This window comes from Mycobacterium kansasii ATCC 12478, from assembly GCF_000157895.3.
In the GTDB taxonomy this organism is placed as follows: Bacteria; Actinomycetota; Actinomycetes; order Mycobacteriales; family Mycobacteriaceae; genus Mycobacterium; species Mycobacterium kansasii.
In genome coordinates this window covers 4,077,420-4,102,885 of the sequence record NC_022663.1, presented here as the reverse complement: position 1 = coordinate 4,102,885, position 25,466 = coordinate 4,077,420, and the positions used below count along the sequence as shown (strand labels likewise).

Annotated in this window: 28 protein-coding genes; 14 read left to right on the top strand and 14 right to left on the bottom strand. The window is 69.5% G+C overall.

Annotated elements, in window-relative coordinates; genetic code table 11:
* Positions 1 to 2: 2 nt before the first annotated feature.
* From MKAN_RS17915 to MKAN_RS17890, 6 genes are read left to right on the top strand one after another with little or no spacing between them, the layout of a single operon-like run.
* The gene (locus MKAN_RS17915; protein ID WP_023370583.1) at positions 3 to 1,280 is read left to right on the top strand and encodes an inorganic phosphate transporter; all 1,278 of its coding nucleotides are present in this window, start codon (positions 3 to 5) and stop codon (positions 1,278 to 1,280) included.
* Positions 1,277 to 1,561: a hypothetical protein gene (locus MKAN_RS17910; RefSeq protein WP_023370581.1), complete on the top strand. Its 285-nt coding sequence runs from the start codon at positions 1,277 to 1,279 to the stop codon at positions 1,559 to 1,561. Before MKAN_RS17915 ends, MKAN_RS17910 begins: the two co-directional genes overlap by 4 nt.
* Positions 1,562 to 1,619: 58 nt before the next feature.
* Positions 1,620 to 1,925 (top strand): DUF3349 domain-containing protein, encoded by a 306-nt coding sequence (locus tag MKAN_RS17905; RefSeq protein WP_023370579.1) that lies wholly within the window; start codon positions 1,620 to 1,622, stop codon positions 1,923 to 1,925.
* Positions 1,926 to 1,984: 59 nt separating this feature from the next.
* Positions 1,985 to 3,076, top strand: coding sequence for an o-succinylbenzoate--CoA ligase (gene menE / locus MKAN_RS17900; protein ID WP_371686008.1), 1,092 nt, complete (start codon positions 1,985 to 1,987; stop codon positions 3,074 to 3,076).
* An 11-nt stretch (positions 3,077 to 3,087) separates the two neighbouring features.
* On the top strand, positions 3,088 to 4,440 hold the full coding sequence (locus tag MKAN_RS17895) for a hypothetical protein (protein ID WP_023370575.1): 1,353 nt from the start codon (positions 3,088 to 3,090) through the stop codon (positions 4,438 to 4,440).
* Positions 4,441 to 4,448: 8 nt separating this feature from the next.
* Positions 4,449 to 5,696 carry an APC family permease gene (locus MKAN_RS17890; RefSeq protein ID WP_023370573.1) on the top strand — a complete coding sequence of 416 codons (1,248 nt, stop codon included), beginning with the start codon at positions 4,449 to 4,451 and terminating at the stop codon, positions 5,694 to 5,696.
* A gap of 61 nt (positions 5,697 to 5,757) precedes the next feature.
* Here MKAN_RS17890 and MKAN_RS17885 read toward each other — a convergent pair whose 3' ends face one another.
* From MKAN_RS17885 to MKAN_RS28835, 3 genes are read right to left on the bottom strand one after another with little or no spacing between them, the layout of a single operon-like run.
* Entirely contained in the window at positions 5,758 to 6,420 is a 663-nt protein-coding gene (locus MKAN_RS17885; RefSeq protein ID WP_023370571.1) for a TIGR04282 family arsenosugar biosynthesis glycosyltransferase, read from the bottom strand.
* Complete coding sequence (locus MKAN_RS17880; protein ID WP_023370569.1) at positions 6,417 to 7,073, bottom strand: glycosyltransferase family 2 protein; 657 nt, start codon at positions 7,071 to 7,073, stop codon at positions 6,417 to 6,419. Before MKAN_RS17880 ends, MKAN_RS17885 begins: the two co-directional genes overlap by 4 nt.
* Positions 7,074 to 7,106: 33 nt before the next feature.
* A complete protein-coding gene (locus MKAN_RS28835; protein ID WP_023370567.1) occupies positions 7,107 to 9,008 on the bottom strand; it encodes a DUF7159 family protein in 1,902 nt (633 codons plus the stop codon).
* 313 nt (positions 9,009 to 9,321) lie between these two features.
* Between MKAN_RS28835 and MKAN_RS17860 the strand changes: the two genes are divergently transcribed.
* The gene (locus tag MKAN_RS17860) at positions 9,322 to 10,911 is read left to right on the top strand and encodes a DUF7937 domain-containing protein (protein ID WP_099185056.1); all 1,590 of its coding nucleotides are present in this window, start codon (positions 9,322 to 9,324) and stop codon (positions 10,909 to 10,911) included.
* A gap of 3 nt (positions 10,912 to 10,914) precedes the next feature.
* Here MKAN_RS17860 and MKAN_RS17855 read toward each other — a convergent pair whose 3' ends face one another.
* On the bottom strand, positions 10,915 to 11,955 hold the full coding sequence (locus MKAN_RS17855; protein WP_023370563.1) for an NAD-dependent epimerase/dehydratase family protein: 1,041 nt from the start codon (positions 11,953 to 11,955) through the stop codon (positions 10,915 to 10,917).
* A complete protein-coding gene (locus MKAN_RS17850) occupies positions 11,952 to 12,728 on the bottom strand; it encodes an S-methyl-5'-thioadenosine phosphorylase (RefSeq protein WP_023370561.1) in 777 nt (258 codons plus the stop codon). The genes MKAN_RS17855 and MKAN_RS17850 overlap by 4 nt, the downstream gene beginning before the upstream one ends.
* 63 nt (positions 12,729 to 12,791) lie before the next feature.
* On the opposite strand from MKAN_RS17850, the gene MKAN_RS17845 reads away from it, so the two are divergent.
* Together MKAN_RS17845 and fabH are read left to right on the top strand one after the other, a co-directional pair.
* Positions 12,792 to 13,664 carry a 1,4-dihydroxy-2-naphthoate polyprenyltransferase gene (locus MKAN_RS17845; RefSeq protein WP_036395299.1) on the top strand — a complete coding sequence of 291 codons (873 nt, stop codon included), beginning with the start codon at positions 12,792 to 12,794 and terminating at the stop codon, positions 13,662 to 13,664.
* Between the two features lie 100 nt (positions 13,665 to 13,764).
* Positions 13,765 to 14,781 carry a beta-ketoacyl-ACP synthase III gene (gene fabH, locus MKAN_RS17840; RefSeq protein WP_023370557.1) on the top strand — a complete coding sequence of 339 codons (1,017 nt, stop codon included), beginning with the start codon at positions 13,765 to 13,767 and terminating at the stop codon, positions 14,779 to 14,781.
* Positions 14,782 to 14,789: 8 nt separating this feature from the next.
* On the opposite strand, the gene MKAN_RS17835 is transcribed toward fabH, so the two are convergent.
* Positions 14,790 to 15,149 (bottom strand): DUF4229 domain-containing protein, encoded by a 360-nt coding sequence (locus MKAN_RS17835; RefSeq protein ID WP_023370554.1) that lies wholly within the window; start codon positions 15,147 to 15,149, stop codon positions 14,790 to 14,792.
* Positions 15,150 to 15,195: 46 nt separating this feature from the next.
* On the opposite strand from MKAN_RS17835, the gene MKAN_RS30605 reads away from it, so the two are divergent.
* Positions 15,196 to 15,342, top strand: coding sequence for a hypothetical protein (locus MKAN_RS30605; protein WP_023370552.1), 147 nt, complete (start codon positions 15,196 to 15,198; stop codon positions 15,340 to 15,342).
* A gap of 16 nt (positions 15,343 to 15,358) precedes the next feature.
* On the opposite strand, the gene MKAN_RS17830 is transcribed toward MKAN_RS30605, so the two are convergent.
* The 7 genes from MKAN_RS17830 to hemL are packed head-to-tail and all read right to left on the bottom strand — an operon-like array spanning position 15,359 to position 22,586.
* Positions 15,359 to 16,648, bottom strand: a complete 1,290-nt coding sequence (locus MKAN_RS17830; RefSeq protein ID WP_023370550.1) for a MinD/ParA family ATP-binding protein — start codon at positions 16,646 to 16,648, stop codon at positions 15,359 to 15,361.
* A gap of 48 nt (positions 16,649 to 16,696) precedes the next feature.
* A complete protein-coding gene (ccsB, locus tag MKAN_RS17825) occupies positions 16,697 to 17,671 on the bottom strand; it encodes a c-type cytochrome biogenesis protein CcsB (RefSeq protein WP_023370548.1) in 975 nt (324 codons plus the stop codon).
* Positions 17,668 to 19,230: a cytochrome c biogenesis protein ResB gene (gene resB / locus MKAN_RS17820; protein WP_023370546.1), complete on the bottom strand. Its 1,563-nt coding sequence runs from the start codon at positions 19,228 to 19,230 to the stop codon at positions 17,668 to 17,670. Before resB ends, ccsB begins: the two co-directional genes overlap by 4 nt.
* Before the next feature lie 59 nt (positions 19,231 to 19,289).
* Positions 19,290 to 20,054, bottom strand: a complete 765-nt coding sequence (locus MKAN_RS17815; RefSeq protein WP_023370544.1) for a cytochrome c biogenesis CcdA family protein — start codon at positions 20,052 to 20,054, stop codon at positions 19,290 to 19,292.
* Complete coding sequence (locus MKAN_RS17810; RefSeq protein ID WP_023370542.1) at positions 20,051 to 20,647, bottom strand: TlpA disulfide reductase family protein; 597 nt, start codon at positions 20,645 to 20,647, stop codon at positions 20,051 to 20,053. The genes MKAN_RS17815 and MKAN_RS17810 overlap by 4 nt, the downstream gene beginning before the upstream one ends.
* A gap of 2 nt (positions 20,648 to 20,649) precedes the next feature.
* Positions 20,650 to 21,258, bottom strand: a complete 609-nt coding sequence (locus MKAN_RS17805) for a histidine phosphatase family protein (protein ID WP_023370540.1) — start codon at positions 21,256 to 21,258, stop codon at positions 20,650 to 20,652.
* The gene (hemL, locus tag MKAN_RS17800) at positions 21,258 to 22,586 is read right to left on the bottom strand and encodes a glutamate-1-semialdehyde 2,1-aminomutase (RefSeq protein WP_023370538.1); all 1,329 of its coding nucleotides are present in this window, start codon (positions 22,584 to 22,586) and stop codon (positions 21,258 to 21,260) included. Before hemL ends, MKAN_RS17805 begins: the two co-directional genes overlap by 1 nt.
* 613 nt (positions 22,587 to 23,199) lie before the next feature.
* Between hemL and MKAN_RS17795 the strand changes: the two genes are divergently transcribed.
* The 3 genes from MKAN_RS17795 to MKAN_RS17785 all read left to right on the top strand — a co-directional run bounded on the left by MKAN_RS17795 (position 23,200) and on the right by MKAN_RS17785 (position 24,677).
* Positions 23,200 to 23,703: a YflT domain-containing protein gene (locus tag MKAN_RS17795; RefSeq protein ID WP_023370536.1), complete on the top strand. Its 504-nt coding sequence runs from the start codon at positions 23,200 to 23,202 to the stop codon at positions 23,701 to 23,703.
* An 88-nt stretch (positions 23,704 to 23,791) separates the two neighbouring features.
* Positions 23,792 to 24,361, top strand: coding sequence for a peroxiredoxin-like family protein (locus MKAN_RS17790; RefSeq protein ID WP_023370534.1), 570 nt, complete (start codon positions 23,792 to 23,794; stop codon positions 24,359 to 24,361).
* Positions 24,362 to 24,365: 4 nt separating this feature from the next.
* Positions 24,366 to 24,677, top strand: a complete 312-nt coding sequence (locus tag MKAN_RS17785) for a glutaredoxin family protein (protein WP_023370532.1) — start codon at positions 24,366 to 24,368, stop codon at positions 24,675 to 24,677.
* Here MKAN_RS17785 and MKAN_RS17780 read toward each other — a convergent pair.
* Entirely contained in the window at positions 24,674 to 24,967 is a 294-nt protein-coding gene (locus tag MKAN_RS17780) for a DUF427 domain-containing protein (RefSeq protein ID WP_023370530.1), read from the bottom strand. The genes MKAN_RS17785 and MKAN_RS17780 overlap by 4 nt on opposite strands.
* Positions 24,968 to 25,069: 102 nt before the next feature.
* Between MKAN_RS17780 and MKAN_RS17775 the strand changes: the two genes are divergently transcribed.
* Entirely contained in the window at positions 25,070 to 25,465 is a 396-nt protein-coding gene (locus MKAN_RS17775) for a nitroreductase family deazaflavin-dependent oxidoreductase (RefSeq protein ID WP_023370528.1), read from the top strand.
* Position 25,466 lies beyond the last annotated feature (1 nt).

Genomic DNA, 25,466 nt, shown 5'->3' with positions numbered 1-25,466 from the left:
CCGTGAGCCTCGACTTGTTCTTGTTGATCATCGTCGTGATCACGGCGTTGGCGTTCGATTTCACCAACGGTTTCCACGACACCGGCAACGCCATGGCCACCTCCATCGCCAGCGGTGCATTGGCGCCCAAGACGGCGGTCATTTTGTCGGCGGTGCTGAACCTGGTGGGAGCGTTCTTGTCCACCGCTGTCGCGGCCACCATCGCCAAAGGTCTGATCGACGCGAACCTGGTGACGCTGGAGTTGGTGTTCGCCGGCCTGGTCGGCGGCATCGTGTGGAACCTGCTGACCTGGTTGCTGGGCATCCCGTCGAGTTCTTCGCACGCGCTGATCGGCGGCATCGTGGGCGCCACGATCGCCGCGGTGGGCGGTCACGGCGTCATCTGGAGCGGTGTGGTGTCCAAGGTGCTCGTGCCGGCCGTGGTGGCCGCGCTGCTGGCCACCTTCGTCGCGGCGGCCGGCACCTGGCTGGTGTACCGGGTTATCCGCGGCCTGCCGGGCAAGCGCACCGAAAGTGGGTTCCGGCACGGTCAGATCGGCTCGGCGTCGCTGGTCTCGTTGGCGCATGGCACCAACGACGCCCAGAAGACGATGGGCGTGATCTTTCTGGCGCTGATGTCCTACGGCGCGGTCAGCAAGACCGCGACAATGCCGCCGCTGTGGGTCATCGTGTCCTGTGCGGTGGCGATGGCCGGCGGCACCTACCTGGGCGGCTGGCGCATCATCCGGACCCTGGGCAAGGGACTGGTCGAGATCAAACCGCCACAGGGCATGGCCGCCGAGTCGTCGTCGGCCGCGGTGATCCTATTGTCCGCACACTTCGGCTACGCGTTGTCGACCACCCAGGTGGCCACCGGCTCGGTGCTGGGCAGCGGCGTGGGCAAGCCCGGCGCCGAGGTGCGTTGGGGGGTGGCCGGCCGGATGGTGGCCGCATGGCTCATCACGCTTCCATTGGCCGGCCTGGTCGGGGCGATCACGTACGAGCTGGTGCACGTCATTGGCGGATATCCCGGCGCCTTCGTCGGTTTCGGCCTGGTGTGCCTGGTCGCGGTCGGCATCTGGCTGCAGTCACGAAAAGCACGAGTGGACCACACGAACGTCAACGCCGACTGGGAAGGCAGCCTGACGGCTGGACTCGACGCGGCCGGGAAGCCCGCCGCACGGCCGCCTTCTCCACCGGCACCCCCACCGGCGCCGGCACCGGCACCGGCACCGGAAACCAATGGTGAGCTCCCGGAGTTCGGCGCCGGCGACGCACTCAAGGCGGGTAACGCTTCATGAACCACTGGTTCAACTACGAGGCCACGGCGAAGATCCTGATATTCAGCTTGCTGCTGGGCGCCGGGCTGCCGGCGCTGTTCGCACTCGGGGTGCGGCTGCAGGCCGCCGGGGCGGGCGCCATCGGGGACCACACCGCTCCGCGGCGCCCGGTGCTGGTCGCGCTCGGGTGGGCCATCTTCGGGCTGGTGCTGGCGGTGGTTGTCATCGGAGTGCTGTATATCGCCCGCGACTTCATCGCCCATCACATCGGCTGGCACCTCCTCGGCGCCAAACGCGCGTAGCGTCGGATTGGTCCTGACATAGAGTTTTCTTGCAGGCCTGACGGGAAGTTGTAACAGCGTGAACCGATTTCTCACCTCGATCGTGTCGTGGCTGCGGGCGGGCTATCCCGAGGGAGTTCCACCGACCGACTCCTTTGCCGTCCTTGCCCTGCTGGCGCGCCGCCTGACCAACGACGAGGTGCAGGCCGTCGCCGGCGAACTCATCCGCCGCGGTGAGTTCGACCAGATCGATATCGGGGTGGTGATCACCCAATTCACCGACGACCTGCCGTCACCGGATGATGTCGAGCAGGTGCGCGCCCGGCTGGCCGCCCACGGCTGGCCGTTCGACCCAGTCGACGAAACCCGCGAGGGCCACGCATAGCCGTCCTGCGGGCGCTGAGCGTCCCGCCCGGTTTCGCCGTCTCGTTGCTGCTGCCCGCCGTGCAGCGGGTTCTCGCAGGCCGCGACCCGGCGCTGGTCGTGACGGCGGCACCCGATGAGTCGGCCTCGGCCGCTTTGCGGGTGGGGGAAGAGATCGACGACGACGTGGCACTGGTGGTGACGACGTCGGGAACCACCGGTGCGCCCAAGGGCGCATTGCTGACCGCCGCCGCTCTGACCGCCAGCGCCGCGGCCACCCACCAGCGTCTCGGCGGTCCGGGCGCCTGGCTGCTGGCGGTGCCGCCGTATCACATCGCCGGACTGCAGGTGCTGGTTCGCAGCGTGCTAGCCGGTCGCACACCCGTCGAGCTGGATGTCTCCGCGGGCTTCGACGTCGCCCAATTGCCCGGCGCGGTAAGGCGATTGGCCCCAGGGCGGCGATACACATCGCTGGTGGCCGCGCAGCTGGCCAAGGCGCTGACCGACCCGGCCGCCACCGCGGCGCTAGCCGAACTGGATGCCGTGCTGATCGGTGGCGGACCGGCGCCACGGCGAGTCGTGGAAGCCGCGGCGGCGGCCGGCATCAGGGTGGTACGCACCTATGGCATGAGTGAGACCGCGGGAGGCTGCGTGTACGACGGCGTGCCGCTCGACGGGGTCCGGGTGCGGATCCTGCCCGACGGCCGCATCGCCGTGGGCGGCCCGACCCTGGCCAAGGGGTATCGCAACCCGGTCGATCCCGACCCGTTCGCCGAAGCGGGCTGGTTCCACACCGATGACCTTGGTGCGGTGGATGATTCGGGTGTGCTGCGGGTCCTGGGGCGGGTCGATGATGCCATCAGTACCGGCGGACTGACCGTGCTGCCGGGGCCGGTGGAGACGGCACTGGGCAGCCATCCGGCGGTGGCTGACTGTGCGGTTTTCGGGGTGGCCGATGACCGGTTGGGCCAGCGCGTGGTGGCCGCGATCGTGGTCCGCACTGGTTGCGCCGCGCCGACGCTGGCGGCATTGCGGGAGCAGGTCGCGCGCACGCTCGATGTCACCGCCGCGCCTCGCGAGCTGCACATCGTCGACGAGCTACCGCGACGCGGCATCGGCAAGATCGACCGGGCGGCGTTGGTGCGCCGGTTCGCCGGCGCCGGCTCCCAATAAGCTGGGCGCTCGTGAGGATCGCCCGCCGGGAAACATCAGCCGTCGCGGTTGGGGTCGTCCTGGTGGCAGCGGCCTTCGTGCTGCCGCGGATGAACCTCGGGGTCAAACCCCGCCGCGATATCGGCCTGGAGCGTTTCGCCTCCCGCGCCGGCGCCGCGCCGATCTTCGGTTACTGGGATGTTCACGCCAGCTGGGGGACGTGGGCCGCGATCGTGATCGCGCTGGCCGTCGTGGCATGGGGTCCGGTTGTGACGCAACGACTTTCGTGGCGGCTACTGACCCTGGGCAGCTGGGCCACCAGCTGCGCCTGGGCGTTCTCACTGGCGATGATCGACGGCTGGCAGCAAGGCTTCGCCGGCCGATTGACCACCAAGGACGAGTATTTGTCGGAGGTGCCGGGAATCAGAGACATCCCGGCCACGGTGCGCACCTTCGCCAGCCGGATTGTCGACTTCCAGCCGAACTCCTGGACCACCCATGTCTCCGGGCATCCGCCGGGCGCGCTGCTGACGTTTGTGTGGCTGGATCGGCTCGGCCTGCACGGGGGCGCCTGGGCCGGGCTGCTGTGCCTGCTGGTCGGTTCGAGCGCCGCAGCGGCGGTTGTGGTCGCCGTCCGCGCGCTGGCCGGCGAGCACACCGCCCGCCGCGCCGCCCCGTTTCTCGCTCTGGCGCCTACCGCGATCTGGGTCGCGGTGTCGGCCGACGGATATTTCGCCGGCGTCGCGGCGTGGGGTATCGCGCTGCTGGCGGTTGCGGTGCACGCCGGGACGCGGTTTCCCGGGCTGGTGGCCGCCGGGGCAGGCCTGCTGCTGGGCTGGGGCGTCTTCCTCAGCTACGGCCTGATGCTGATGGGGCTTCCGGCATTGGCGGTACTGGTGTCTTCGAAGGACTGGCGGGCGGGCCTGCGGGCGTTGGGGCCGGCCGTCGTGGCCGCGGCAGCGGTGGCGGTGGCCTTCGCGGTGGCGGGATTCTCCTGGTTCGAGGGCTACACACTGGTACAGCAACGCTATTGGCAGGGGATCGCTCACGACCGGCCGTTTCAGTACTGGAGCTGGGCCAACCTGGCGTGCGTGGTGTGTGCGATCGGGCTGGGCAGCGTCGCCGGCGTCAGCCGGGTGTTCGACCGCGAGGCGATACGCCGCCGCTCCGGGTTTCACCTGCTGCTGCTGGGGGCGCTGGCCGCCATTGTGTGCGCGGACCTGAGCATGCTGAGCAAGGCGGAGACGGAACGGATCTGGCTGCCGTTCACCATCTGGCTGACCGCTGCGCCGGCGCTGCTGCCGGAGCGATCGGCCCGGCTGTGGCTGGCGGTCAACGCCGCCGGCGCCCTGCTGCTGAACAGCATCATCTTCACCAACTGGTAGGCGGATACATGGAACAGTCGGCACTGGCGCGTCGGCTCGGGACCACCGATGCGGTGGTGATCGGGCTGGGATCGATGATCGGCGCCGGGGTGTTCGCCGCGTTCGGCCCGGCCGCCCGGGCTGCGGGGGTGGGGCTGCTGATCGGGCTGGCGCTCGCCGCGGCGGTCGCCTATTGCAACGCGATCGCCTCGGCCCGGCTGGCCGCGCGGTATCCGGTTTCCGGCGGCACCTACATCTACGGGCGCGAACGCCTGGGACCGTGGTGGGGCTTCCTGGCCGGTTGGGGATTCGTGATCGGCAAGACGGCCTCGTGTGCGGCGATGGCGTTGACCGTCGCCTCCTACACCGTCAGCGGGCCGGGGTGGGCGCAGCGAGCCGTAGCGGTCGCCGCCGTGGCGGTGCTGGCCGCGCTGAACTATCGCGGCATCACCAAGACGGCGATGCTGGCCCGAATATTGGTGGCGTGCACCTTTATTGCGCTCGCCGTCGTGGTGATCGGCATTGCCGCGGCCCGGCCCGGGTCCGCCCATCTGATCGAAGGCTGGTCCGTCGTCACGCCCTACGGAGTGCTGCAGGCGGCGGGACTGCTGTTCTTCGCGTTCGCCGGTTATGCGCGTATCGCCACGATGGGTGAAGAGGTCCGCGACCCGGCCCGTGCCATCCCCAAGGCGATCACCCTGGCGCTGACGATCACGGTGGCGACCTATCTGGTGGTCGGGGTGGCGGTGCTGTCGGCCGCCGGACCGGACCGGCTGGCCAGAGCCGCGGCGCCGCTGGCCGAGGCGCTGCGCGTCGCCGGTGCCGCGTCGTTGGTGCCGGTTGTGGCCGTCGGCGGCGCGCTGGCCTCCCTCGGTGCACTGCTGGCGCTGATCGCCGGGGTGGGGCGCACCGCGCTGGCGATGGCCCGTCATCGCGACCTGCCCCGCTGGCTGGCCGCGGTCCATCCGCGCAATCAGGTGCCGCATCACGCCGAGATCGCGCTCGCCGTCGCGGTGTGCGTGCTGGTGGCCACCGTGGATCTGCGCGGCGCGATCGGTTTCTCGTCCTTTGGCGTGTTGATCTACTACGCGATCGCCAACGCGGCCGCCTATACCCTGGCGGGCCGTGGCCGACTGCGGGCGCTGAGCGTCTTCGGGCTGATCGGTTGCCTGGTCCTGGTGGTCACACTGCCGTGGGAATCGGTCGCCGCGGGACTGGGCATGTTTGCCGTCGGGGTCGCCGGGCGCTGGGTGGTATTGCGCCGCCGAACCCGCTGACGGTGGGTGACCCCGGGTGCGGTGCGCCGCCCTGATGGTGCCGCCCGCCTCCCGGACGACTTCACAGCCCGGCCGCGCGGGTGACCCGGGCGAAGCGGCTGTCCGGGGCGCACGCGTCGCGCACCACCGCGAGGTCGTCAATGACATCGAGATCGGCCAGTGGCGTCACAGTTTTTACCTCAATACCGTTGTGGCGCAAAGCCTTCAGTGTGAGTTCACCGGTATCAGGCTGCGACATCGGGACGCCGCGCAGGCACTCGGCCGCAGCGGGGCTGTGGACTCCGAGCACCCACCAGCCACCGTCTATTGCCAATCCGAGCACCGCCGGCGCCGCGAGTAACCGTCGTGCGCAACCGCCCAGCAGTCCGGCGGAAACCTGGGGAGTATCCATGCCGATTTGCAGTACGGGATACCCGTTTGCGGCGTCGGCGTGTGCATTGACGAGGCGGTCGGCGAAGTCGTCGCCACGTTGCTCGATGACCGTGAAGGCCTCCAGCCGTTGCCGGATGTCGTCGGCGTTGGCCGCCCCGTCCAAGTTGCCGGTGAGCGCCACCACGCGCGTGGCCACCGGCGCCGCGGCGACCGCATCGAGCGTGTCCAGCAGCGCCGCCGCGGCGATGTCGGCGGCGATCCGGTCACCCACCGCCACCGCCAGCCGCGTCTTGGCGAATCCCGGCTCCGGCGCCTTGGCGACCACCAGCACCGTGACCGGCAGCACGCTCACGAGATCACCTTCCAGAAGTCCAGAATCGCGATGATGCTGCCGCGCAACGAACCGCTGACCTTGGATTTGCCGCCAGCCCGGGGACCGTAGCTGACGTCGAGTTCAACCACGCGCCAGCCGGCTGCCCCCGCGCGGACCAACAGTTCCAACGGATACCCGGACCGTCGATCAGCGACGCCCAGATGCAGCAGCGCCTCCCGCCGAGCCACCCGCATGGGCGCGATGTCGTGCACCGGCAAGCCGTGGCGGGTACGCAGTCGCCAGCTCATCACTACCGTGCCCACCCGCGCCACCCAGGGCCAGTGCAATCCGCGAACCGGACGGCGTCGACCGGTCACCAGATCGGCGCCCCGCTCGAGTTCGGCCACCAGCCGGGGCAACTCACCGGCATCCATCGAACCGTCGGCGTCGATCACCGCCACGATCGGAGTTGTCGCGGCTTCCACGCCGGCGTGCACCGCAGCGCCGTAACCGGGCCGCGGCTCGGTAACCACCTGCGCGCCGTGCCGGCCGGCAACCGCCGCGGTGTTGTCGGTGCTGTTGTTGTCCACCACCAGCACCCGATAACCGGCCGGGATCGCGGCCAGCACCGCCGGTAGCGACTCTTCCTCGTTGAGACAGGGCAGCACCACAGTCACCGCATCGCCGGGCATGCCCTCCGACCTTAGGCGAAGCCGCGACCGGGATCAGTGGCCGGAGTGCCCGCCGCCGCTGCTACCACCACCACTGCTACTGCCACCGCTACTGCCACCGCTACTGCCGCCGCTACTGCCGCTACCACCGCCGCTACTGCCGCTACCACCGCCGCTGCCGCCGCTACCGCCGCTACTGCCGCCGCTGCCGCCGCTGCCGCCGCTGCCGCCGCTACTACCGCTACCACCGCCGCTGCCGCTACCACCACCCCCGAGTGGCGGCTGCGGAGCCGGAGCCACCGTCTGCGGCGCCTGTGGGGCCACAGTCTGCTGTTGGGTTGGTACCTGTTGGGTTGGTACCTGTTGGGTTGGTACTTGCGTCGGCTCCTGGGTCGGCTGCTGCGTCGGCTGGGGAGCGACGGTCGTCGGAGCGACCGTGGTCGGGGGAACGGTCGTCGGAGCGACCGTCGTGGTCACCGGGGCCATCGTCGTGGGCGGCGTGGTCACCGGCGTCGTCGGCGGCGTCGTGGGTGGCGTGGTCACCGGCGTCGTCGGCGGCGTCGTGGGTGGCGTCGTCGGCGGCGTGGTGGGTGGCGTCGTCGGCGGCGTGGTGGGTGGCGTCGTCGGCGGCGTAGTGGGTGGGGTCGTCGGCGGTGTGGTGGGCGGGGTCGTCGGCGGGGTCGTCACTCCGGGTGACCAACCCGGCCACGGCGGAATGATGACCGGAACCGGGATCGGGATGGGTGCGGGTACGACACCGGGAGGCGCCGGGGCAGGTGCAACCGGCTCCCCGCCCGTCGCGGGCGGCGTCTGCTGCCGAGGAACCACGCCCTGGACGGCCGGGACGGTACCTCCCTGGAAGCCTGCGGTGGGGTTGTCGGCAGGTGGCGGTGGGACCGGCGCCTGCTGTTCCGTCGGCAACAGCGGCATGAACTTGCCCGGCTGCGCGTTCTGGTAACCCTCGACCGGCTGCGACGCCGCGGTCGGCCGGATAACGACCGCCACCGCCACCGCCAGCGAGGCGAACCCGATGATCATGAAGGCCACTACGGCATTGCTGATCAGCAACGACCGGGCGTTGAGCGGCGGGCGGCCTGCGGCGGCTGCCTCGCCGTCGCCATAGTCGCCGTACTCGCCGTCATAGTCGTCATAGCCGTCATAGTCGTCATAGCCGTCATAGTCGCCGGCATAGTCATCGCCGGCCTCCGAGTACGCCAGCTGGGCATCTGCTGCCTCACCCGCTGGCGCCGCGGCCGGGGGCAGGAAAGTCGTCGCGTCTGCGGCCACGGCCGGGTGCGCCATCGTCGCTCCCGACGCGCCCGCTGCCGCCCCGGCAACCAACGCCGCGCCGCGGGCCAGCGCGAACGTCGGATCGTCGGCAACCTGCACCCGCATCGTCGAGCCGGCCCGGAGCTGGTCGGCCAGTACCGAGGTCTGCTCGGCGGAGCCACCCACCAGCAAAACCTCACCGGGAGCGCCCGACTGCTCGTCGAGCCGCGCCATCAGCGTGTCGAATGTCGCCGTCGCGTCACCCTCGACCGGCGCGGCAGCCAGCAGGGTCGGCGGCGCGTCGCCGGCGCCCGCGACCGACAAGCTCGCCGTCTGGTCGCCGACCAGCAACACAGCCGAGTCCGAGCCGTTCGCGCCCAACAGCGCGGTGGCAGCCTCGGACTCCGACAACACGTCCACGTCGTGGACCCCGGAATCGACCAGGGCCTGCCGCAGTTCGTCGGCTTTGCCGTGATCCGGCCAGCACAGCCGGGTGGCGACCAGCCGGTGGCCCTCGTCGGCCAGCAATCGGTCCGTGCCGGCCACCGTCTCGGTCAACACCGAGATGGGCTCTTCGGCCACATCGACCGAGGATTGGTCGATCACGGCGGCGCCCCCGGCACCCGCCCCGACAAGCGCCAACCGCGCGACCGGACCCGCGACCGCGACCCCCAAAACGACGTCCATTTACGGTCTCCTTCGGCTGGCGACCCCACGGCCAGCAATGTCCGGCATCATTAGACTGCGATACGGTCGGCAGTATTCATCTTTTCAGGCGACAAACGCAGCGTAACTGGATTTCCGAAGGGCTGGGTCACACCCGAAACCCTGCCACCTGCCGCGTCGTCCGAATGGAGGATATGTTCGCAATCCAACAACGCCGAGCGCCCGGTAGGGGGTTCCCTCGCCACCGCGCCGACCCCGAGGCAGCCGCAACCGATCTCGATCCCAGGGAGGCATCGTGAGCCTGAGCAGCGACGACACGCCTACCGGCCCGATCATGGGTGCGCGGCCGCCGGCCCCGCCCGGCCAGCCACGGGACTCGCTACGAAGGTGGAACATCAACCGGGACGTGGCCTCCAGTGTGCTGGTTGTCAGCGCGCTGTTCTTCCCGTGGAATCTGTATTTCGGCTTCCGGATTCCGGGCAGCAGCAGAATCTTGTTCGGGGTACTGCTGCTGGTGACGCTGCTGTCGTTGACGGCGGCCGTCGTGCCGCATCTGGGTAAACCCGAACCCGGCCGGGCAGGCCGGCTGCGTCTGGCCCTCAACACCCCGTATCTGCTGCTGGTGTTGGCGTTCGTCGTCTACGACGCGTTCCAAACGATCCGGTTCGGTGGCACCGTCAACGTGCCGGGCGGTGTCGGGCCGGGCGGCTGGCTGGGAACCGCCGGCGCGGTGCTCAGCGCGCAACCGTCGATCACCGGCGCGATCGCCGACGATGACAAGCACCGTAACTGGTTGCTGGCCGCCCGAATCATCGGCTACGCGTCGATGTTCGGCGCCGCCCTCAGCGCGGGTTTCAACCTTGTCTGGCGGGTGCGATACGCATTGCATCCCGCTGGGGCCGCCTCCGGGTTCGGCAAGCAGAACATCGTGGTGATCGACACGGCGGTGGTCTATGGCGTTGTCGCGCTCGTCGCGGTCCTGGTTGCGTCCCGGTGGATGCTGAAGGGCACCGAAGGCTACCGGCTGTCCACGATTGCGCTGGGAGCCTCGGCGCTGGCCGCCGGAGTCATCGTGTGGATCCTGCCGGTCGGCCGTGAAATCGATGCATTCCACGGCATCGCACAGAACACCTCGACGGCCGGCGTCGGATACGAAGGGTTCCTGGCGTGGGCGGCCGGCGCCGCCATCTTCGCGCCGCTGACCTTGGTGCGACCCCCGGGCGGCCGGCCGATAGCCAAGGACGTCTGGCGCGCAGCGGCCCGAAACGGCTTGCTGCTCATCGCCGCGTGGTGCCTGGGCTCGGTGGTGATGAGGCTGACCGACCTGAGCACGGCGGTGATGTTGGATTACCCCTATTCACGCTATGACACCATGACGCTGGCGGGCTTCGACCTGGTCACGGCGGTGCTTGCGATCTGGCTTCGACTCAACCTGAAAAACGATGCGCTGCCCGCCCGGCTGATCTCGTCGCTGTCCGGATTCCTGTTCGCGCTCAGCGTTTCTCGCGTCATCCTTGGCGTCGTCCTGGCGCCACGCTTTGCGACACCCCCCGGCGCGCCGGCGAACCCGGTCTATGGCAACAATTTGGCCCAGCAGATCAGCAGCGTCTTCGACGTGACGCTGTGCGGCCTGGCCCTGGGCATTCTCGCCGCCGTCCTGATCGCGCGGCGGCAGCGCCCACCGCGGCGAATGCGGCCACATCCGCGACGGCCCCGGTCCGGTCGGCGCCGCACCCCACCGGGCGGACGACCCGCGCTGCCGTCGGAGGCGGAGACGGCCCAGTTCCGGACGCCGGAGGCGGGCCATGACGCACCCACCACCGTCCTGTCCGGGCCGGGGCCGTCCCCCCGGATCTTCCGATCAGCCGAGACGACCGGGCCCGTGCGCCCGAAGATCTACCGTCCGCCAGGCGACTCGCAGTAACGGTCAGCGCAGCGGGGCGAACGCGAAATCACGCAGCCCCTCGACCGGGGCCACGGCCGCACGGAAACCCAGCACGTCGGCGGCGCGCGCCGGATCAGCGACAATGTGGCGCACATCGCCGCTGCGGTACTGCCCGGTGATCACCGGAGCCGTCGAGTCGCCCCGGGCCTCGCACAGCGCGATCGCCACCTGCAGGATCGAGATCGGTCGACCCGAGCACACGTTGGCGGCGGTGAACCCGCCGCGGTCCGCCGCGGTCAGATCCGCGGCGGCCAGGTTGGCCGCGGCGACGTCGTCGACGTGGACGAAGTCGCGCATCTGACCGCCGTCTTCGAAAACCCTTGGCGGCTCACCCTTTTCCAGCGACGAGCGGAATATCGCCGCCACCCCGGAATACGGGGTGTCGCGCGGCATGCCGGGACCGTAGACGTTGTGGTAGCGCAGGGCCACGACCGAGCCGCCCGTCGACTCCGACCACGCCAGCGCGTAGTGCTCCTGCGCCGCCTTGCTGGCCGCGTACAGGCTGCGCGGCCGCACCGCGGCGGCTTCGTCCACCAGCCGCCACCTGACCGGGTCCCCGCAGGCCGGGCAGCGGTGCTCGAAGATGCCGGAGTCCAGATCGGCCCGCCGCCGCGGCAGCGGGTCGACCAATCCGTGCCGGCCGCAGTGGTAGCGGCCCTGCCCGTAGACCACCATCGACGACGCCAGCACCAGGCGGCGCACCCCGGCGGCGAACATCTGGGCCAGTAACACCGTGGTGGCCAGGTCGTTGTGGGCGCCGTATTCGGGCGCGTCGGCGGCGTCCACCCCGGCACCCACCATCGCCGCCTGGTGACAGACCAGGTCCACCCCGGCCAACAGCGGCGCCAGGGCGTCGCCATCACGGACGTCCACTCGGTGACACCCCGGCGGTAACTGAGCGTCGGGGCCGTGCGCGGCCGGCAGCAAGGCGTCGACGCCGACCACCTCATGGCCGGCGGCGCTCAGCGCGACGGCCACCCGGGATCCGATGAAACCGGCCGCACCGGTCAGCAGCACCTTCACGGCAACTCGAACGGCAACTCGACACCGGCATGCAGCAGGCACAGGGTGCAGGTGCGCTCCGGGGCGACCCGGCCGATCGCCGCACGCACCAGCTCCTTGAGCATCTCGATGTTCTCTCCGAAGCTGGCGAACACGTCGGCCGCTGTCACTCCCTCCCCGACGTCGACACCCGCGTCGACGTCGGTCACCAAAGCGATTGCCGCATAGCATAATTCGAGCTCACGAGCGAGGATAGCCTCCGGATATCCGGTCATATTGACCAGGTTGAACCCCGCGGCGGCAAACCACTGACTTTCCGCGCGAGTGGAAAACCGCGGGCCCTGGATCACCACCAGCGTGCCGCCGTCGACCACATCGGGTAACCCGGTGACCGCGCCGCGCAGCGTCGGACAGTACGGATCGGCGAAGGTGGCGTGCACCCCGCCGGAGTCGAAGTAGGTGTCGGCCCGGCCGCGGGTGCGATCGACCAACTGGTCGGGCACCACCACCGCGCCGGGCCCGAGCCGGGAAGTCAGGCTACCCACGGCGCACGGGGCGAACACCCGGCGCACCCCGAGGGCACGTAGCGCCCACATGTTGGCCCGGTAGGGCACGGTGTGCGCCGAATACTGGTGGTGGACGCCGTGCCGGGGCAGGAACGCGACGTCGTGGCCTCCGACGGTGCCGATGGTGATCGCGCAGCTGGGCCGACCGTAGGGGGTTTCCGGTTCGACGGCGCGCGCATCGGGACCGAAGAAGCTGTAGAAGCCGGTACCGCCGATCACTGCGAGCATCCGCTCATTGTTGTCTATGCCAGGAAGTTGATCGCGGGTGCGGGACTTCGGCAGGATGCCTTCGTGGCCAGTTTCACGCAGTGGATCGCCGGCGCTCGCCCACGCACCCTGCCGAACGCGGTGGCGCCCGTCGTCGCGGGCACCGGCGCCGCGGCCTGGCTGCACGCCGCCGTGTGGTGGAAGGCGCTACTGGCGCTGGTTGTCGCCATTGCGCTGACCGTCGGCGTCAACTACGCCAACGACTATTCCGACGGCATCCGCGGCACCGACGACGAGCGGGCCGGCCCGGTGCGGCTGGTGGGCTCACGGTTGGCGGCCCCCCGCTCGGTGCTGACCGCGGCGATGGTGAGCCTGGCGGTCGCCGCGGTGGCCGGGCTGGTGCTGGCGCTGGTGAGCCAGCCGTGGCTGATCGCGGTCGGCGCCGCCTGCATCGCCGGGGCCTGGCTCTATACCGGCGGAGCGAAACCCTACGGCTACTCCGGTTTCGGCGAGGTCGCGGTGTTCGTATTCTTCGGCCTGATCGCCGTGCTCGGCACCCAGTACACGCAGGCATTGCGGGTGGACTGGGTGGGATTGGCGCTGGCCGTGGCGACGGGAGCCCTGTCGTCGTCGGTGCTGGTGGCCAACAATCTGCGCGACATCCCGACCGACACGGTGGCCAACAAGATCACCTTGGCGGTGCGGCTGGGCGATGCCCGCACTCGAGTCCTCTACCAGGCCCTGCTGGTCACGGCCGGGGCGCTGACCCTGCTGCTGACGATCGCGACGCCGTGGTGTGCGCTGGGCCTGGTGGCCACGCCGCTGGCCCTGCGTGCGGCCGCGCCGGTGCGATCCGGCCGCCGCGGGCCCGAGCTGATCCCGGTGCTGCGTGATACCGGATTGGCGATGCTGGTGTGGGCCGCCGCGGTGGCCGCGGCATTGGCGGTGGCCGCGTGAGCGTGCCGAGCGTGGGCCGGGCATTCAGGGCGGGCGCCGTTGGCGCGCCGCGACCCTGGGCGCACACTCGACATGTGGAAAACAGCTACCGAGGACGAGTATGACGGAGATCGCCACAGTCAGCGGGACCACGAACGTGGGGTTGCTCAGCGTCGGGGCGTACCGCCCCGCACGGGTGGTCACCAACGACGAGATATGCCAGAACATCGATTCGTCCGATGAATGGATCTACACCCGAACCGGTATCAAGACCCGCCGGTTCGCCGCCGCCGAGGAATCCGCCGCGTCGATGGCGATCGAAGCAAGCCGACGAGCAATGGACGGCGCCTGCCTCGGGGGAAGCGACATCGACGGCGTGATCGTCGCCACCAGCACCCACTTTCTGCAGACCCCGGCGTGTGCCCCGATCGTCGCCGCGGCGTTGGGCACCCAAGACGTTCCGGCATTCGACATCTCGGCCGGATGCGCCGGATTCGGATACGCGGTCGGGGTCGCGGCCGACATGATCCGGGGCGGCAGCGCGGGAACGGTGCTGGTGATCGGCACCGAGAAACTGTCACCCACGGTTGACATGCAGGACCGGAGCAACTGCTTCATCTTCGCCGACGGCGCCGCCGCGGTGGTGGTCGGGCAGACGCCGACGCAAGGCATCGGACCGACCGTCTGGGGCAGTGACGGCGACCAGGCCACCGCGATACGGCAGGACATCGACTGGATCACCCACGCGGAGAACCCGATCGGACCACGACCGTTCCTGCGCCTGGAAGGTACCGCCGTCTTTCGGTGGGCGGCTTTCGAGATGGGCAAAGTCGGTCAGCGGGCGCTGGACGCAGCGGGGGTCTCACCCGACGAGATCGACGTGTTCATCCCGCATCAAGCCAACAGCCGGATCAACGAACTGCTCGCCAAGACCCTGCAACTGCGGCCGGATGCGGTGGTGGCCAACGATATCGAGCACACCGGGAACACCTCGGCGGCGTCCATTCCGCTGGCGATGGCCGAACTGCTGGCGACCGGGACCGCCAAGCCGGGCGACCTGGCGTTGCTGATCGGTTACGGCGCCGGCCTCAGCTATGCCGCGCAAGTGGTCCGAATGCCTAAGGCGCCGAACGGATAAGCAGGATTTCAGCTTTCGCCGGCACGCTGGTCGGAGTTCGGATCGTCGGGATCCTCACCTCGCAGCCGGGCCCGCAGCCGTTCGCGTTCGGCGCGCCTGCGCTCCCCCGCAACCGCCAGGGCAGCGGTGGCCTGCCGGCGCAGCGGAGTGAATATCCACATACCCAACGGCATCGCAATGGTCAGACCGAACAGTGCGGCGACGACAACCGGGAATTCGGCGATACCGGTCAGCCGCGCCACCCCGTAGATCACCCCGGTCACCACCACCGCGAGCAGCAACCGGGCCGTAGCGTAGAGCGCTACGTCGACGAGACCACGGCTGCCGGCGGTTTTCTCGGCGCTGTTGCCGTTAGGAGCTGCTGACACAGCATGAGCCTACGGCGCGGGTATATTCGCTCTCAGGAGGTGTCGAGTGCTTTACCTGCTCGTCGTCCTGGTATTGGGGACGCTGATCTACATCGGCTGGCGTGCGGCACGGTCGCAGACAAACCGGCCCAAGACTCGCGTTATCGGACCCGACGACGACCCAGAGTTCTTGCGCCGGTTGGGACAAGGCTGACTGCCGCCCGGTCGACCTAGATGAACGCCGGGTTGGTTCGCCGCTGATCGTTGGGAAATCCGTCTGCGACAACGGCGGCCAACTCCATCAGCGCCTCGCGAGTCTCCCGCTTCAACCGCTCGAAGCGGATCTCGGCGCCCTCTTCGAGATGCGGGTCGAACGGCACCAGCCGCACCGCGCGGCACCGCCGCGAGAAGTGATCGACCACCTTCTGCATGTCGACCTTGCCGGACCGCGGCCGGACGGCGTTGATCACCGCGATCGATCCGCGTACCAGCTCTTCGTACCCGTGTGCATCCAGCCAGTCCAGCGTTGCCGAGGCGCTGCGGGCGCCATCGATGGATGCCGAGCTGACCACGATCAGCACGTCGGCCTTGGCCAACACCGCCGACATCGCCGAATGCAGTAACCCGGTGCCGCAGTCGGTGAGCACCAGGCCGTAGAACCGCTCGAGGATCTCGAGGGTGCGAGCATAATCGTCGGCGCTGAACGCCTCCGACACCGCCGGATCGGTTTCCGAGGCCAACACTTCCAGCCTGCTGGGGCCCACCGAGGTGTAGCTGCGGACGTCGCTGTAGCGGTCGATGCCGTCGGCGTCGCGCAGCAGATGACGCACCGTGGCCGGCGTCTCCACCGGCACCTTCTGGCTCAGCGTTCCGCGGTCCGGGTTGGCGTCGACCGCCACCACCCGGTCCCCGCGGATCGAGGCGAACGTGCCGCCCAGGGTGGCGGTGATGGTGGTCTTGCCGACGCCGCCCTTCAGTGAGAGCAGCGCGATCCGATAGCAACCGCGCAACGGCCGGTTCACCTGAACCACCAGGTCGTTGTATCGGTTGACCCGTGGGCTTTCCCCCAGGTTGATCAGCTTGCCGGACACCATGTAGAGCCAGCGGCGCCAACCCTCCGACGGCGGCGGTTTGACCTGACGCAACAACGTGCTGGTGGACAATTCCGGATAACGCGGCGGCGGCGTGCCCGCCGGTCGCTGCGCAGTCTCCACCGAGGTGTCGGCCGGCTGCCCGCCGAAATAGCCATACGGCTGCGCGTCCGTGATCGTCGGCAGCCCCTTGGCCGGCGTGGTGGCCGCCCACGCGCGCGGCTCGGCGCGGGCCGGCGGCGGGGGCACGGCGTGCGTCTCCGATTCGGAGAAGCGTCGCTCGGTGCGGAATCCGGCGAAGGCCCGAGTCGGCGCCTCGCCGGAGTCGCCCGCCGTCTCGCCGGCCGGCAGCTGTGTCGTCGGGCGATCCGGGTCTTGGCGTTCCTGCCCCAGTGGCGCCCCCACGCCCTCCGTCGGATGGTCAGACACGTGTACGTCCCCTCGTCGCGTTACTCGGTTTTTGTACCCGCTGCCTGGTCACCCCACACCAGCATAGGAGTGCAAACCGACGGTAACCAGGTTAACGAAGAACAGGTTGAAGACCATGGCCACGAACCCGACGACATTGACCCAGGCCGCCTTCCGGTCCCGCCAGCCCGCGGTTGACCTGGCATGAAGGTAGGCCGCGTAGATCACCCACGCGACGAAGGACACCGTTTCCTTGGGGTCCCAGCCCCAGTAACGGCCCCAGGCTTCCTCGGCCCAGATGGCCCCGAAGATGACTCCGAAACCGAACACCGGGAAGGCGAAGATCGTGGTCCGGTAGGCGATCCCGTCCAGGGTTTGGGCATCGGGGAACCGCTGCACGAGGCGGGCCAACGCCCCTTCGGTTGCGGGCTCACCCAGCCGCGAGGTCCGCAGCAAGAACAGGATGCTGGCGATGCCGGCGACCAGGAACACCCCCGAACCGAGGCTGACCACCGAGACGTGAATGGGCAACCAGTACGACTGCAGTGCCGGCATCACCGGGGCGGCATTGGCGTACAGCCAGCGTCCGGACACCGTCAGCAGGATCAGAACCGGGACCAACAGGAAGACCCACAGCGGACGGTTCTGCGGGCGGCGCAGCACCACCGCGCCGGCGACCAGCCCGGACATGCAGGTCAGGTTGATGAACTCGTACATGTTTCCCCACGGCACCCGCATGGTGGCCAGGCCCCGCAGCACGATGCAGGCGCCCAGCAGCCCCATGCCGAGGTAGAGCACGGCCAGCCCGGCCCGGCCGACGCGCTCGTCGAACGGCCGCTGCGGACCGTCGGCCACGATCCCCGGAGTGGTGCTGTCGAGGGCAACCGATCCCGCGGCCACCGCGACCGGTTCGAGTTTGCGGCCGCGGACGTAGGCCAGTTCGAAGGCCAGCAGCAACAGCGCCACCACCAGGGCCACCACCGCGGAGGTGAATGCCCAGTCGGAGTAGCGGGCCAGGCCGATATTGATGTGTGCGGTATTCATGTGACGTCCTGGGGGCTCCTTCTGGCGGGCGCCGTTTCGACAAGCCCGGCCAACAACCGCTCGGTCAGCCGCTCGAACTCGTCACCCCAGCCGGAGTTGTCGGTCCGCGCCAGGCCGCCCAGCTCGACGTTCACCGTACCGGGGGTATCGGTGGCCGGCGTAATCCGGACCCAGACCCGGCGCCGGCGCACCAGCAGCGATACCAGCAGCCCGGCCATCATCGTGACGGCGAACACCAGCACCCAGGTCTGGCCGGGATCGTGGGAGACCTGCAGGTTGACGAAGGGCACGGCGCCGTCGAAGCGGACGGTGGTGCCGTCCGGATCGAGGCGCACCTGTTCGCCGGCGCGCAGGTTGACCCGCTTTTCCTTGGTGAGCCGGCCCTGGTCGATCAGCCGGGGATCCAGGCTGAACAGCGACTGCGGTCGCCCGGTGTCCAGGCCGGTGTCGCCGCGGTAGATGTCGACGGCCACCGCGGGGGCGTCCAACGCCGGGAAACGCGACGACAACAGGGTGCCGTCCAGCTGCTCGGTCGGTGCCAGCAGGCCCTGGATCGCGATTTGGTGCCGACGGCGTTCTTCGGCGGTGGGATAGCTGCCGGCCGGCGGATCGATGCGCACCACCCCCGACGACAGCAGGGTCTGCGGGTTGTCGGGTCGCCATTGCACGGTCGACGTGCGGGTCTGTCCGTCGGGGAAGGTCACGGTGAAGCTGGGCGCATAGCCGTGGCCCTGCAGATACACCCGGTCCCCGCCGACCCGCAGCGGATGGTTGACCTCCAACCGGTAGGGCCGCCAGGTATTGGCCGATGGGTCGTGGCTGCCCGGGTCGGCCTGGTAGTCGATGTCGGCGGCAAACGAGGTGGCCTGCCCGGACGGCAGGTAGTGGGCCGCGAAGTCGTTGACCCGGATGCAGATCGGGTGCAGCGACGTGCCGTCGACGGTGTTGCCGGCGCGGAACGAGTCGAACGCCGCCGGCGAGGCCGAGCAGAAGCCGGGACCGCCATCGGCGATGACGATGACGTTGCCCTCGTAGCCGAAGAGCTTGCCGACGGCCACCGCGACAAGCAGACCAAGCAGCGAGAAATGGAAGACGATGTTGCCGAATTCGCGCAGGTAGCCCTTCTCGGCTGAGACCTCGTAGCTGCCGTCTGTGGTCCGGACGACCCTGCGCCAGCCCTGTAGCCTCGCCGCGATCGTCGTGGCCAGCGTGCCCGGATCGGCCGGGTCGGTGAGCCGGGCCGGGGAGCTGGAGTGCTTGGGCAGCCGGGCCAGGTTGCGCGGCGCGGCGACCGGTGCGGCCCGCAGGCTGCGGGCGTGCTCGATCATCCGCGGAGTCAGGCAGCCGACCAGCGACACAAACAGCAGCACGTAGACGGCGGTGAACCAGAAGCTGGAGAACACGTCGAAGGCCTGCAGTTCGTTCAGCCACGGACCGATCACGGGGTGGGTGCGCAGGTAGTCGTCGACCTTGCCGGCGTTGAGGCTGCGCTGCGGCAGCAGGGCTCCCGGTATCGCCCCGAGCGCGAGCAGAAACAGCAGCACCAGCGCGGTGCCCATCGACGTCAGCGACCGCCAGGTGTTGCGCGCTTTTCCTGCGAGCCCAGCTACTCGCGCCGTCAAATCGGCAACCTCACGTCGGACACGACCGCGTCGCGCAGCCAGGCGATCACGTCGTTCCAGACGCCGGTGACCAGCGCCAGGCCGACGGCGATCAACAGCACGCCGCCGAAGACCTGAATGGCCCTGGTGTGCCGGCGCAGCCAGCCCAGGCCCGCAACCGCCCCCGCCGTACCGAACGCCAGCAAGATAAACGGAATGCCCAGCCCCAGGCAGTAGGCGATCACCAGGACGATCCCGCGCGCCACGCTGGCGCCGTCGGTGGCCGAAGCCACGGTGATCACGCCTGTCAGCGTCGGCCCCAGGCACGGCGTCCAGCCCAGCGCGAACACCGCGCCGAGCAGCGGTGCCCCGGCCACCGTCGTCAGCAGCCGCGGGCTGAACTTGACCTGACGCTGCAGGGCCGGGATCAGGCCCACGAACACCAACCCCATCACGACGGTCAGCACCCCGCCCACCCGCTGCAGCAGCACCTGGTTACTGATCAACGTGGTCGTCATACCGAGTACGGCGACGGTGCCCAGCACGAACACCGCGGTGAACCCGGCGACGAACAGCGCCGCCGACCCCGCGACCCGCCACCGGGCCGCGGGCTGCGGCCGTGGCTCCTCGTTGACCCCGACCACGCCCGCCAGATAGGAAAGGTAGCCCGGCACCAGCGGCACCACACAGGGTGAGGCGAACGACACCAGCCCGGCCAGCACACACACGCCGAGCGCCAGCAGCAGCGGCCCGGCGGCGGCGATCTCGGTGAAACCGGTCATTGCCGCCCCGGCGAGGGTTCTTCGGCCGCTACCCGCTGCACCACCGGCTGCAGATCCTCGGCCAGCAACTCGCGCAGGAACACCGCCGCGACCCGGTGCTGGCGATCGAGCACCAGCGTGGACGGAATGACGGTGGTGGGGTACTTGCCGCCGAACGCGATCAGGGTGCGCATCGCCGGGTCGTAGATGGACGGGAACGTGACGTGCCGGTCGTTGACGAAATCCAGTGCGGCGTCGCGGCTGTTGTCGCGCACGTCGATGCCGAGGAAGGACACCCCGGAGCCGTGCGTAGCGTCGTACACCCGCTGCAGCTGGGTGATCTCGGCCCGGCAGGGCCCGCACCACTGACCCCAGACGTTGACGACGACGACCTGCCCGGGCAAGTCGTCGAGTGACAGCGTGCGCGCCGGGTCGCGCAGGTCCGGCCCGGACAGCGGGCCCGGACGGCCGCGGCTGGCCGGCGGGTCGTAGAAGATGTCGGTCTTGCCGCCGGGGGAGACGAATTGGAAGGTGCCGCCCTGGGCGACGGCATCGCGCCCGGAGCAGCCGGTCAACATGGCTGCCACCGCCAGGGCAATCGCGAGCCGCCGCATGCTCAGCAGCCTGCCGGTTCGGAGTACACCACGTCGACCAGGCGGTCGCCGTCGTACACCAGGGAGGTCACCGACGCCAGCGAGCACTCCCGGCGCCGGGGGTCATGCCAGAGCCGCCGACCGGTCACGTGCAGTCGCAGCGTCCACACCGGCAGCTGGTGGCTGACGCACACCACCTCGTGGCCGGCGGCCCGCACCCGCGCCTTGTCCACCGCGGTCGACATCCGTTGCGCGATCTGGGTGTACGGCTCGCCCCACGACGGCGTGAACGGGTTGCGCAGCTGCCACCACACCCGCAGGTCGCGCCACGCGCCGTCACCGAGGCCGACGCGCCGGCCCTCGAAGAAGTTCGCCGATTCGATCAGGTCATGGTCGGTGTCCACCGGCAGCTCGTGGCGGGAGGCGATGGGCGCGGCGGTCTCCTGGGCGCGTTGCAGCGGCGAGGCGATCACCGCGACGACGTCGCGGCCGGCCAGGAAGTCGGCGACCGCGACCGCCTGCGCTCGGCCGGCATCCGACAGGTGGAAGCCGGGCAACCGGCCGTAGAGCACCCCGCTGGGGTTGTGCACCTCGCCGTGGCGCACCACATGGACCCGGGTTTCTTCGGCCATCAAGCTTTGTCCTCTCGGGCGGCGGCGGCCCGACGGGCCGCAACAGGCAGGGCGTCGGCGATCCGCTCGAACGCGGCGTCATCGAGGGCGGCCGAGACGAACCACGCCTCGAAGGCGCTGCATGGCGGGTAGACGCCCGCGTCCAGCAGGGCGTGGAAGAACGGGGGATAACGCCAGGTCTGGCTGGCCCGCGCCGACGCGAAGTCGGTGACCGGCCCGTCGGTGAAGAACACGCTGAGCATGTTGCCGGCGCGGGGAATCTGATGCGGCACCCCGGCCTCGGTCAGCGCCTCGGCCAGCAGCGCTGCCAATCGGTCGGCGTTGGCGTCCAGCGCCGCGTACACCGCGTCGTCGGCGGCCCGCAGCGTGGCCAGCCCGGCGGCCATCGCCACCGGGTTGCCCGACAGCGTCCCGGCTTGATACACCGGCCCCAGCGGCGCCAGCTTCTGCATCACCTCGGCCCGGCCGCCGAACGCGGCGGCGGGCAGCCCGCCGCTCATCACCTTGCCGAAGGTGAACAGGTCGGCGGCCACCGGATCAAGGCCGTACCAGCCACCTCGGCTGACCCGGAAGCCGGTCATCACCTCGTCGACGATCAGCAGCGCGCCGTGCTCGGCGGTGATCGAGCGCAGCGCGGCGTTGTAGCCGGGCTTGGGCGGGACGACGCCCATATTGCCCGGGCTGGCCTCGGTGATCACCGCGGCGATCTGCTCGCCGTACCGCGCAAAACTCTCCCGGACGGCGTCGACGTCGTTGTAGGGCAACACGATGGTGTCGGCCGCCGCGGCGCCGGTGACCCCCGGCGACGACGGCAGGCCCAGCGTGGCCACACCCGAGCCCGCATCGGCCAGCAGCGCGTCGACGTGGCCGTGATAGCAGCCGGAGAACTTGATGATCTTGGCGCGGCCGGTGTACCCGCGCGCCAGCCGGACCGCGCTCATGGTGGCCTCGGTGCCGGAATTGACCAGCCGGATCCGCTCGACGGGTGCCACCCGGGTGATGATCTCGGCGGCCAGATCGGTCTCGGCGGGCGTGGGCGCCCCGAACGACAGGCCGTTGGCGGCGGCTGCGGCGACGGCGTCGACGACGGCGGGATGAGCGTGGCCGAGGATCATCGGGCCCCAGGAGCAGACCAGGTCGACGTAGTGGTTGCCGTCGGCGTCGGTGAGCCGGCAGCCGTGCGCTTCGGTGATGAAGCGCGGGGTGCCGCCGACGGCCGTGAACGCGCGCACCGGGGAGTTCACCCCGCCGGGGATGACCGTGCAGGCGTCGGCGAACAGCTGCGCGGAGACGTGCGTCTGCGCGGTCGCCTGGTCCGTGCTGCCCATGACGACTAGTGTCCCAGCCGCCGCGGCCCGTTCAACTACAGGGTGTAAGAGTTCTACCCGCCGCGGTGTAAGCGCGCCGATGGCCGGGAAGGCATCCCCCCATGGGCGTAGGCAACCCGATCAGGCTGGGCGCGGCATCCGGGGGCCTGGTGATGGCCGTGCTGGCCGGCGGCTGCGGCAGCGACAACCCGGTGATCGACTCGTCGAACCGCGGCTCGAACTCCCACACCGTCCACATCTCTCCTGCCGCGCCGCTGGAAATCCCCTTCAGTCGTCGATCGCCGCCGGCCAACCGATCGAACAGGTCGGTAAGGGCGCTTCCGGCCCAACCGCTTCCCGTCAGCGTCTACGGCCTGCGGGAATCCGCCAGACCGGGTACGTCGGTGGCTGTGACCCTTGTATTCGACTGTATTCGACAACTACGGCGACCTGACCATGCGGGTGCCCATCGAGCCGTGTCCCAGTCAGCAGTAGCCCGAGGCTGAAAATCTATGGCAGCCAACGGATTTTATCCGGATTCGGCGCAGCGTGCATACGACCGCCCAGCATGGGGTAACCCTCTGACGGCAGACAGTTGAAGTATCGAGAGGGATATCGGGAGGGATGAGGACTCATGACCGACCCCGCCGGAGAACACACGACATCGAGCACCGGACAACGGCTGGTCGCATCGTTTGACCGTTACGACGCGGCGCAGGAGCTGGTAGATCGCATGTCCGACGGCGGATTCCCCGTCGAGCACGTCCGCATCGTCGGTGACGGCCTGCGCACCGTCGAACAAGTCACCGGCCGCATGACCAAGGGCAAGGCCGCCCTCGCGGGTGCGGCCAGTGGCGCCTGGATCGGTGCGCTGATCGGTCTGCTGTTCTTGCTCTTTGCCGTCGGGCCGTTATGGCTCTGGGTATGGGTGCTCCTGCTACCGATTGCCTTCGGCGCACTCTGGGGCGCTATCTTCGGCTTCGCCGCACACGCGTCCACGGGTGGGAAGCGGGACTTCACCAGCGAGCAGACGCTGCTGGCGCGCCGGTACCACGTCTATGTCACCGCCGAGTACGCCGACCACGCAGCACGCTTTCTGCCGGCAGCGCACGAGCGCGGCTCGCTGACGTCGGCCTAGAGCTTGAAGTTGGCCTGAAGTTGGCCTGAAGTTGGCCTGAAGTTGGCACAGCCGGGCCGGCGAGGTGTACTAGCTCTATGGGGACTCTATGAGGAACGCCGGCCGGCTGTCGACGGGCGCGAGGATTCCCGCACAAGAGCTGGTAACCATCACCGGCCAGCCGGTGTCGGTGCCGGCACCCCGGGGGCGTACCCATCTGCAGTTTCGCCGGTTTGCCGGGTGCCCGATCTGCAGTCTGCATCTGCACGGCTTCGCCGACCGCCACGAGCAGCTCACCGACGCCGGTATCACCGAAGTGGTGTTCTTTCACTCGCCGTCCGACGCGCTGCGCGGATACCAGACCGTGCTGCCGTTCGCCGTGGTCGCCGACCCCGATAAGGTGCACTACCGCCGGTTCGGGGTGGAGCGGAGCTGGCGCTCCCTGGCCAGTTTGCGCGCCTGGTCAGCAGCTGTCCGCGGCTACCGAGCCGCGCTGCGGCACCGCCGCGACCCGGCCTACGCCGGCGTCGGATCTACCGACGGCACAACGCATTTGGGGCTGCCCGCGGACTTTCTCATCGATTCGGACGGCAGCCTCGTCGCGGTGCATTACGGGCGTCACGCCGACGACCAGTGGTCGGTCGACGAGTTGCTGAGTATCGATCGGTCGCTGGGGTAACGGCATGGCCGGCGAAGTGGTGATCTACTGGCGTCCGGGCTGCCCGTTCTGTTGGCGCCTGCGCAGAGCGCTACGGCGGCGCCGGCTGCCCACCCGGGAGGTGAACATCTGGACCGATCCGGAGGCGGCCGCGGTGGTCCGCTCGATCGCCGACGGTAACGAGACCGTGCCCACCGTCGTCGTCGGCGATATCGCCATGGTCAACCCGAGGCCCAGCGAGGTCATCGCCGCGGTCCGCAGCCGGGCTCCGGAGCTACTCGACCGGGCGGCCGCGTCCGCCCGTTGGCGGATCGCCTTCCGGCGTCCAAGCCGTTAGCTCGGCTGGCCCTCGATGGTCACGCCTCGCCAGAACGCCACGTGGTTCTTGATGTCACTGGCAGCCGGGCTGGGGTCCGGGTAATACCAGGCAGCATCCGGGTTGGTCTGGCCATCCACCACGACGGTGTAGTAGCTGGCCACCCCCTTCCACGGGCATATCGATGTGGTGGCGCTGTCGATCAAATACTCGCGGTGCACCGATTCCGGCGGGAAGTAGTGATTGCCCTCCACCCTGACGGTCTGCGGCACTTCCGCGAGCACGGTCCCGTTCCACACGGCGCGAATCATTCGCCCACCTCCCTGTCGGCTTCGATAGTGCACGGTTTCCGGAGCCGGCGCGACCGATTGCCCGCCTTGAGATGTGGCCCTGGAAATGAGTTGGATAGTGACATGCAATTTCCGCAACGGCTCGCCCGGTTCAACCGCCATGTCACCAACCCCATTCAGCGGATGTGGGCCGGCTGGCTACCTCCGTTCGCGACCATCGAGCATGTCGGTCGACGATCGGGCAAGCCGTACCGCACCCCGGTCAACGCCTTCGAGGCCACCGTCGACGGCAAACCCGGGGTGGCGGTCGTGCTGACCTACGGGCCGGACCGGGACTGGCTGAAGAACCTCAGGGCGGCCGGTGGCGGGCGAATGCGGCGGCGCGCCAAGACTTTCGGCATCACCGATCCGCGGGTGGTGAGCATGGCCGAGGCGGCGCCGCAGGTAACTGCCGGCTGGCGGCCGATTTTCGCGCGGCTGCCGTTCGAGAGCGCGGTGCTGTTTACCCGGACCTCCTGAG

Bases quoted from the DNA above. Each gene is read 5' to 3' on its own strand.
- MKAN_RS17910 (WP_023370581.1), top strand. From the start codon at position 1,277: ATGAACCACTGGTTCAACTACGAGGCCACGGCGAAGATCCTGATATTC.
- MKAN_RS17890 (WP_023370573.1), top strand. From the start codon at position 4,449: ATGGAACAGTCGGCACTGGCGCGTCGGCTCGGGACCACCGATGCGGTG.
- MKAN_RS17880 (WP_023370569.1), bottom strand. From the start codon at position 7,073: ATGCCCGGCGATGCGGTGACTGTGGTGCTGCCCTGTCTCAACGAGGAA.
- MKAN_RS28835 (WP_023370567.1), bottom strand. From the start codon at position 9,008: ATGGACGTCGTTTTGGGGGTCGCGGTCGCGGGTCCGGTCGCGCGGTTG.
- MKAN_RS17860 (WP_099185056.1), top strand. From the start codon at position 9,322: ATGGGTGCGCGGCCGCCGGCCCCGCCCGGCCAGCCACGGGACTCGCTA.
- MKAN_RS17850 (WP_023370561.1), bottom strand. From the start codon at position 12,728: ATGCTCGCAGTGATCGGCGGTACCGGCTTCTACAGCTTCTTCGGTCCC.
- fabH (WP_023370557.1), top strand. From the start codon at position 13,765: ATGACGGAGATCGCCACAGTCAGCGGGACCACGAACGTGGGGTTGCTC.
- ccsB (WP_023370548.1), bottom strand. From the start codon at position 17,671: ATGAATACCGCACACATCAATATCGGCCTGGCCCGCTACTCCGACTGG.
- resB (WP_023370546.1), bottom strand. From the start codon at position 19,230: ATGGGCACCGCGCTGGTGCTGCTGTTTCTGCTCGCGCTCGGGGCGATA.
- MKAN_RS17815 (WP_023370544.1), bottom strand. From the start codon at position 20,054: ATGACCGGTTTCACCGAGATCGCCGCCGCCGGGCCGCTGCTGCTGGCG.
- MKAN_RS17810 (WP_023370542.1), bottom strand. From the start codon at position 20,647: ATGCGGCGGCTCGCGATTGCCCTGGCGGTGGCAGCCATGTTGACCGGC.
- MKAN_RS17805 (WP_023370540.1), bottom strand. From the start codon at position 21,258: ATGGCCGAAGAAACCCGGGTCCATGTGGTGCGCCACGGCGAGGTGCAC.
- hemL (WP_023370538.1), bottom strand. From the start codon at position 22,586: ATGGGCAGCACGGACCAGGCGACCGCGCAGACGCACGTCTCCGCGCAG.
- MKAN_RS17795 (WP_023370536.1), top strand. From the start codon at position 23,200: ATGACCGACCCCGCCGGAGAACACACGACATCGAGCACCGGACAACGG.
- MKAN_RS17790 (WP_023370534.1), top strand. From the start codon at position 23,792: ATGAGGAACGCCGGCCGGCTGTCGACGGGCGCGAGGATTCCCGCACAA.
- MKAN_RS17785 (WP_023370532.1), top strand. From the start codon at position 24,366: ATGGCCGGCGAAGTGGTGATCTACTGGCGTCCGGGCTGCCCGTTCTGT.
- MKAN_RS17780 (WP_023370530.1), bottom strand. From the start codon at position 24,967: ATGATTCGCGCCGTGTGGAACGGGACCGTGCTCGCGGAAGTGCCGCAG.
- MKAN_RS17775 (WP_023370528.1), top strand. From the start codon at position 25,070: ATGCAATTTCCGCAACGGCTCGCCCGGTTCAACCGCCATGTCACCAAC.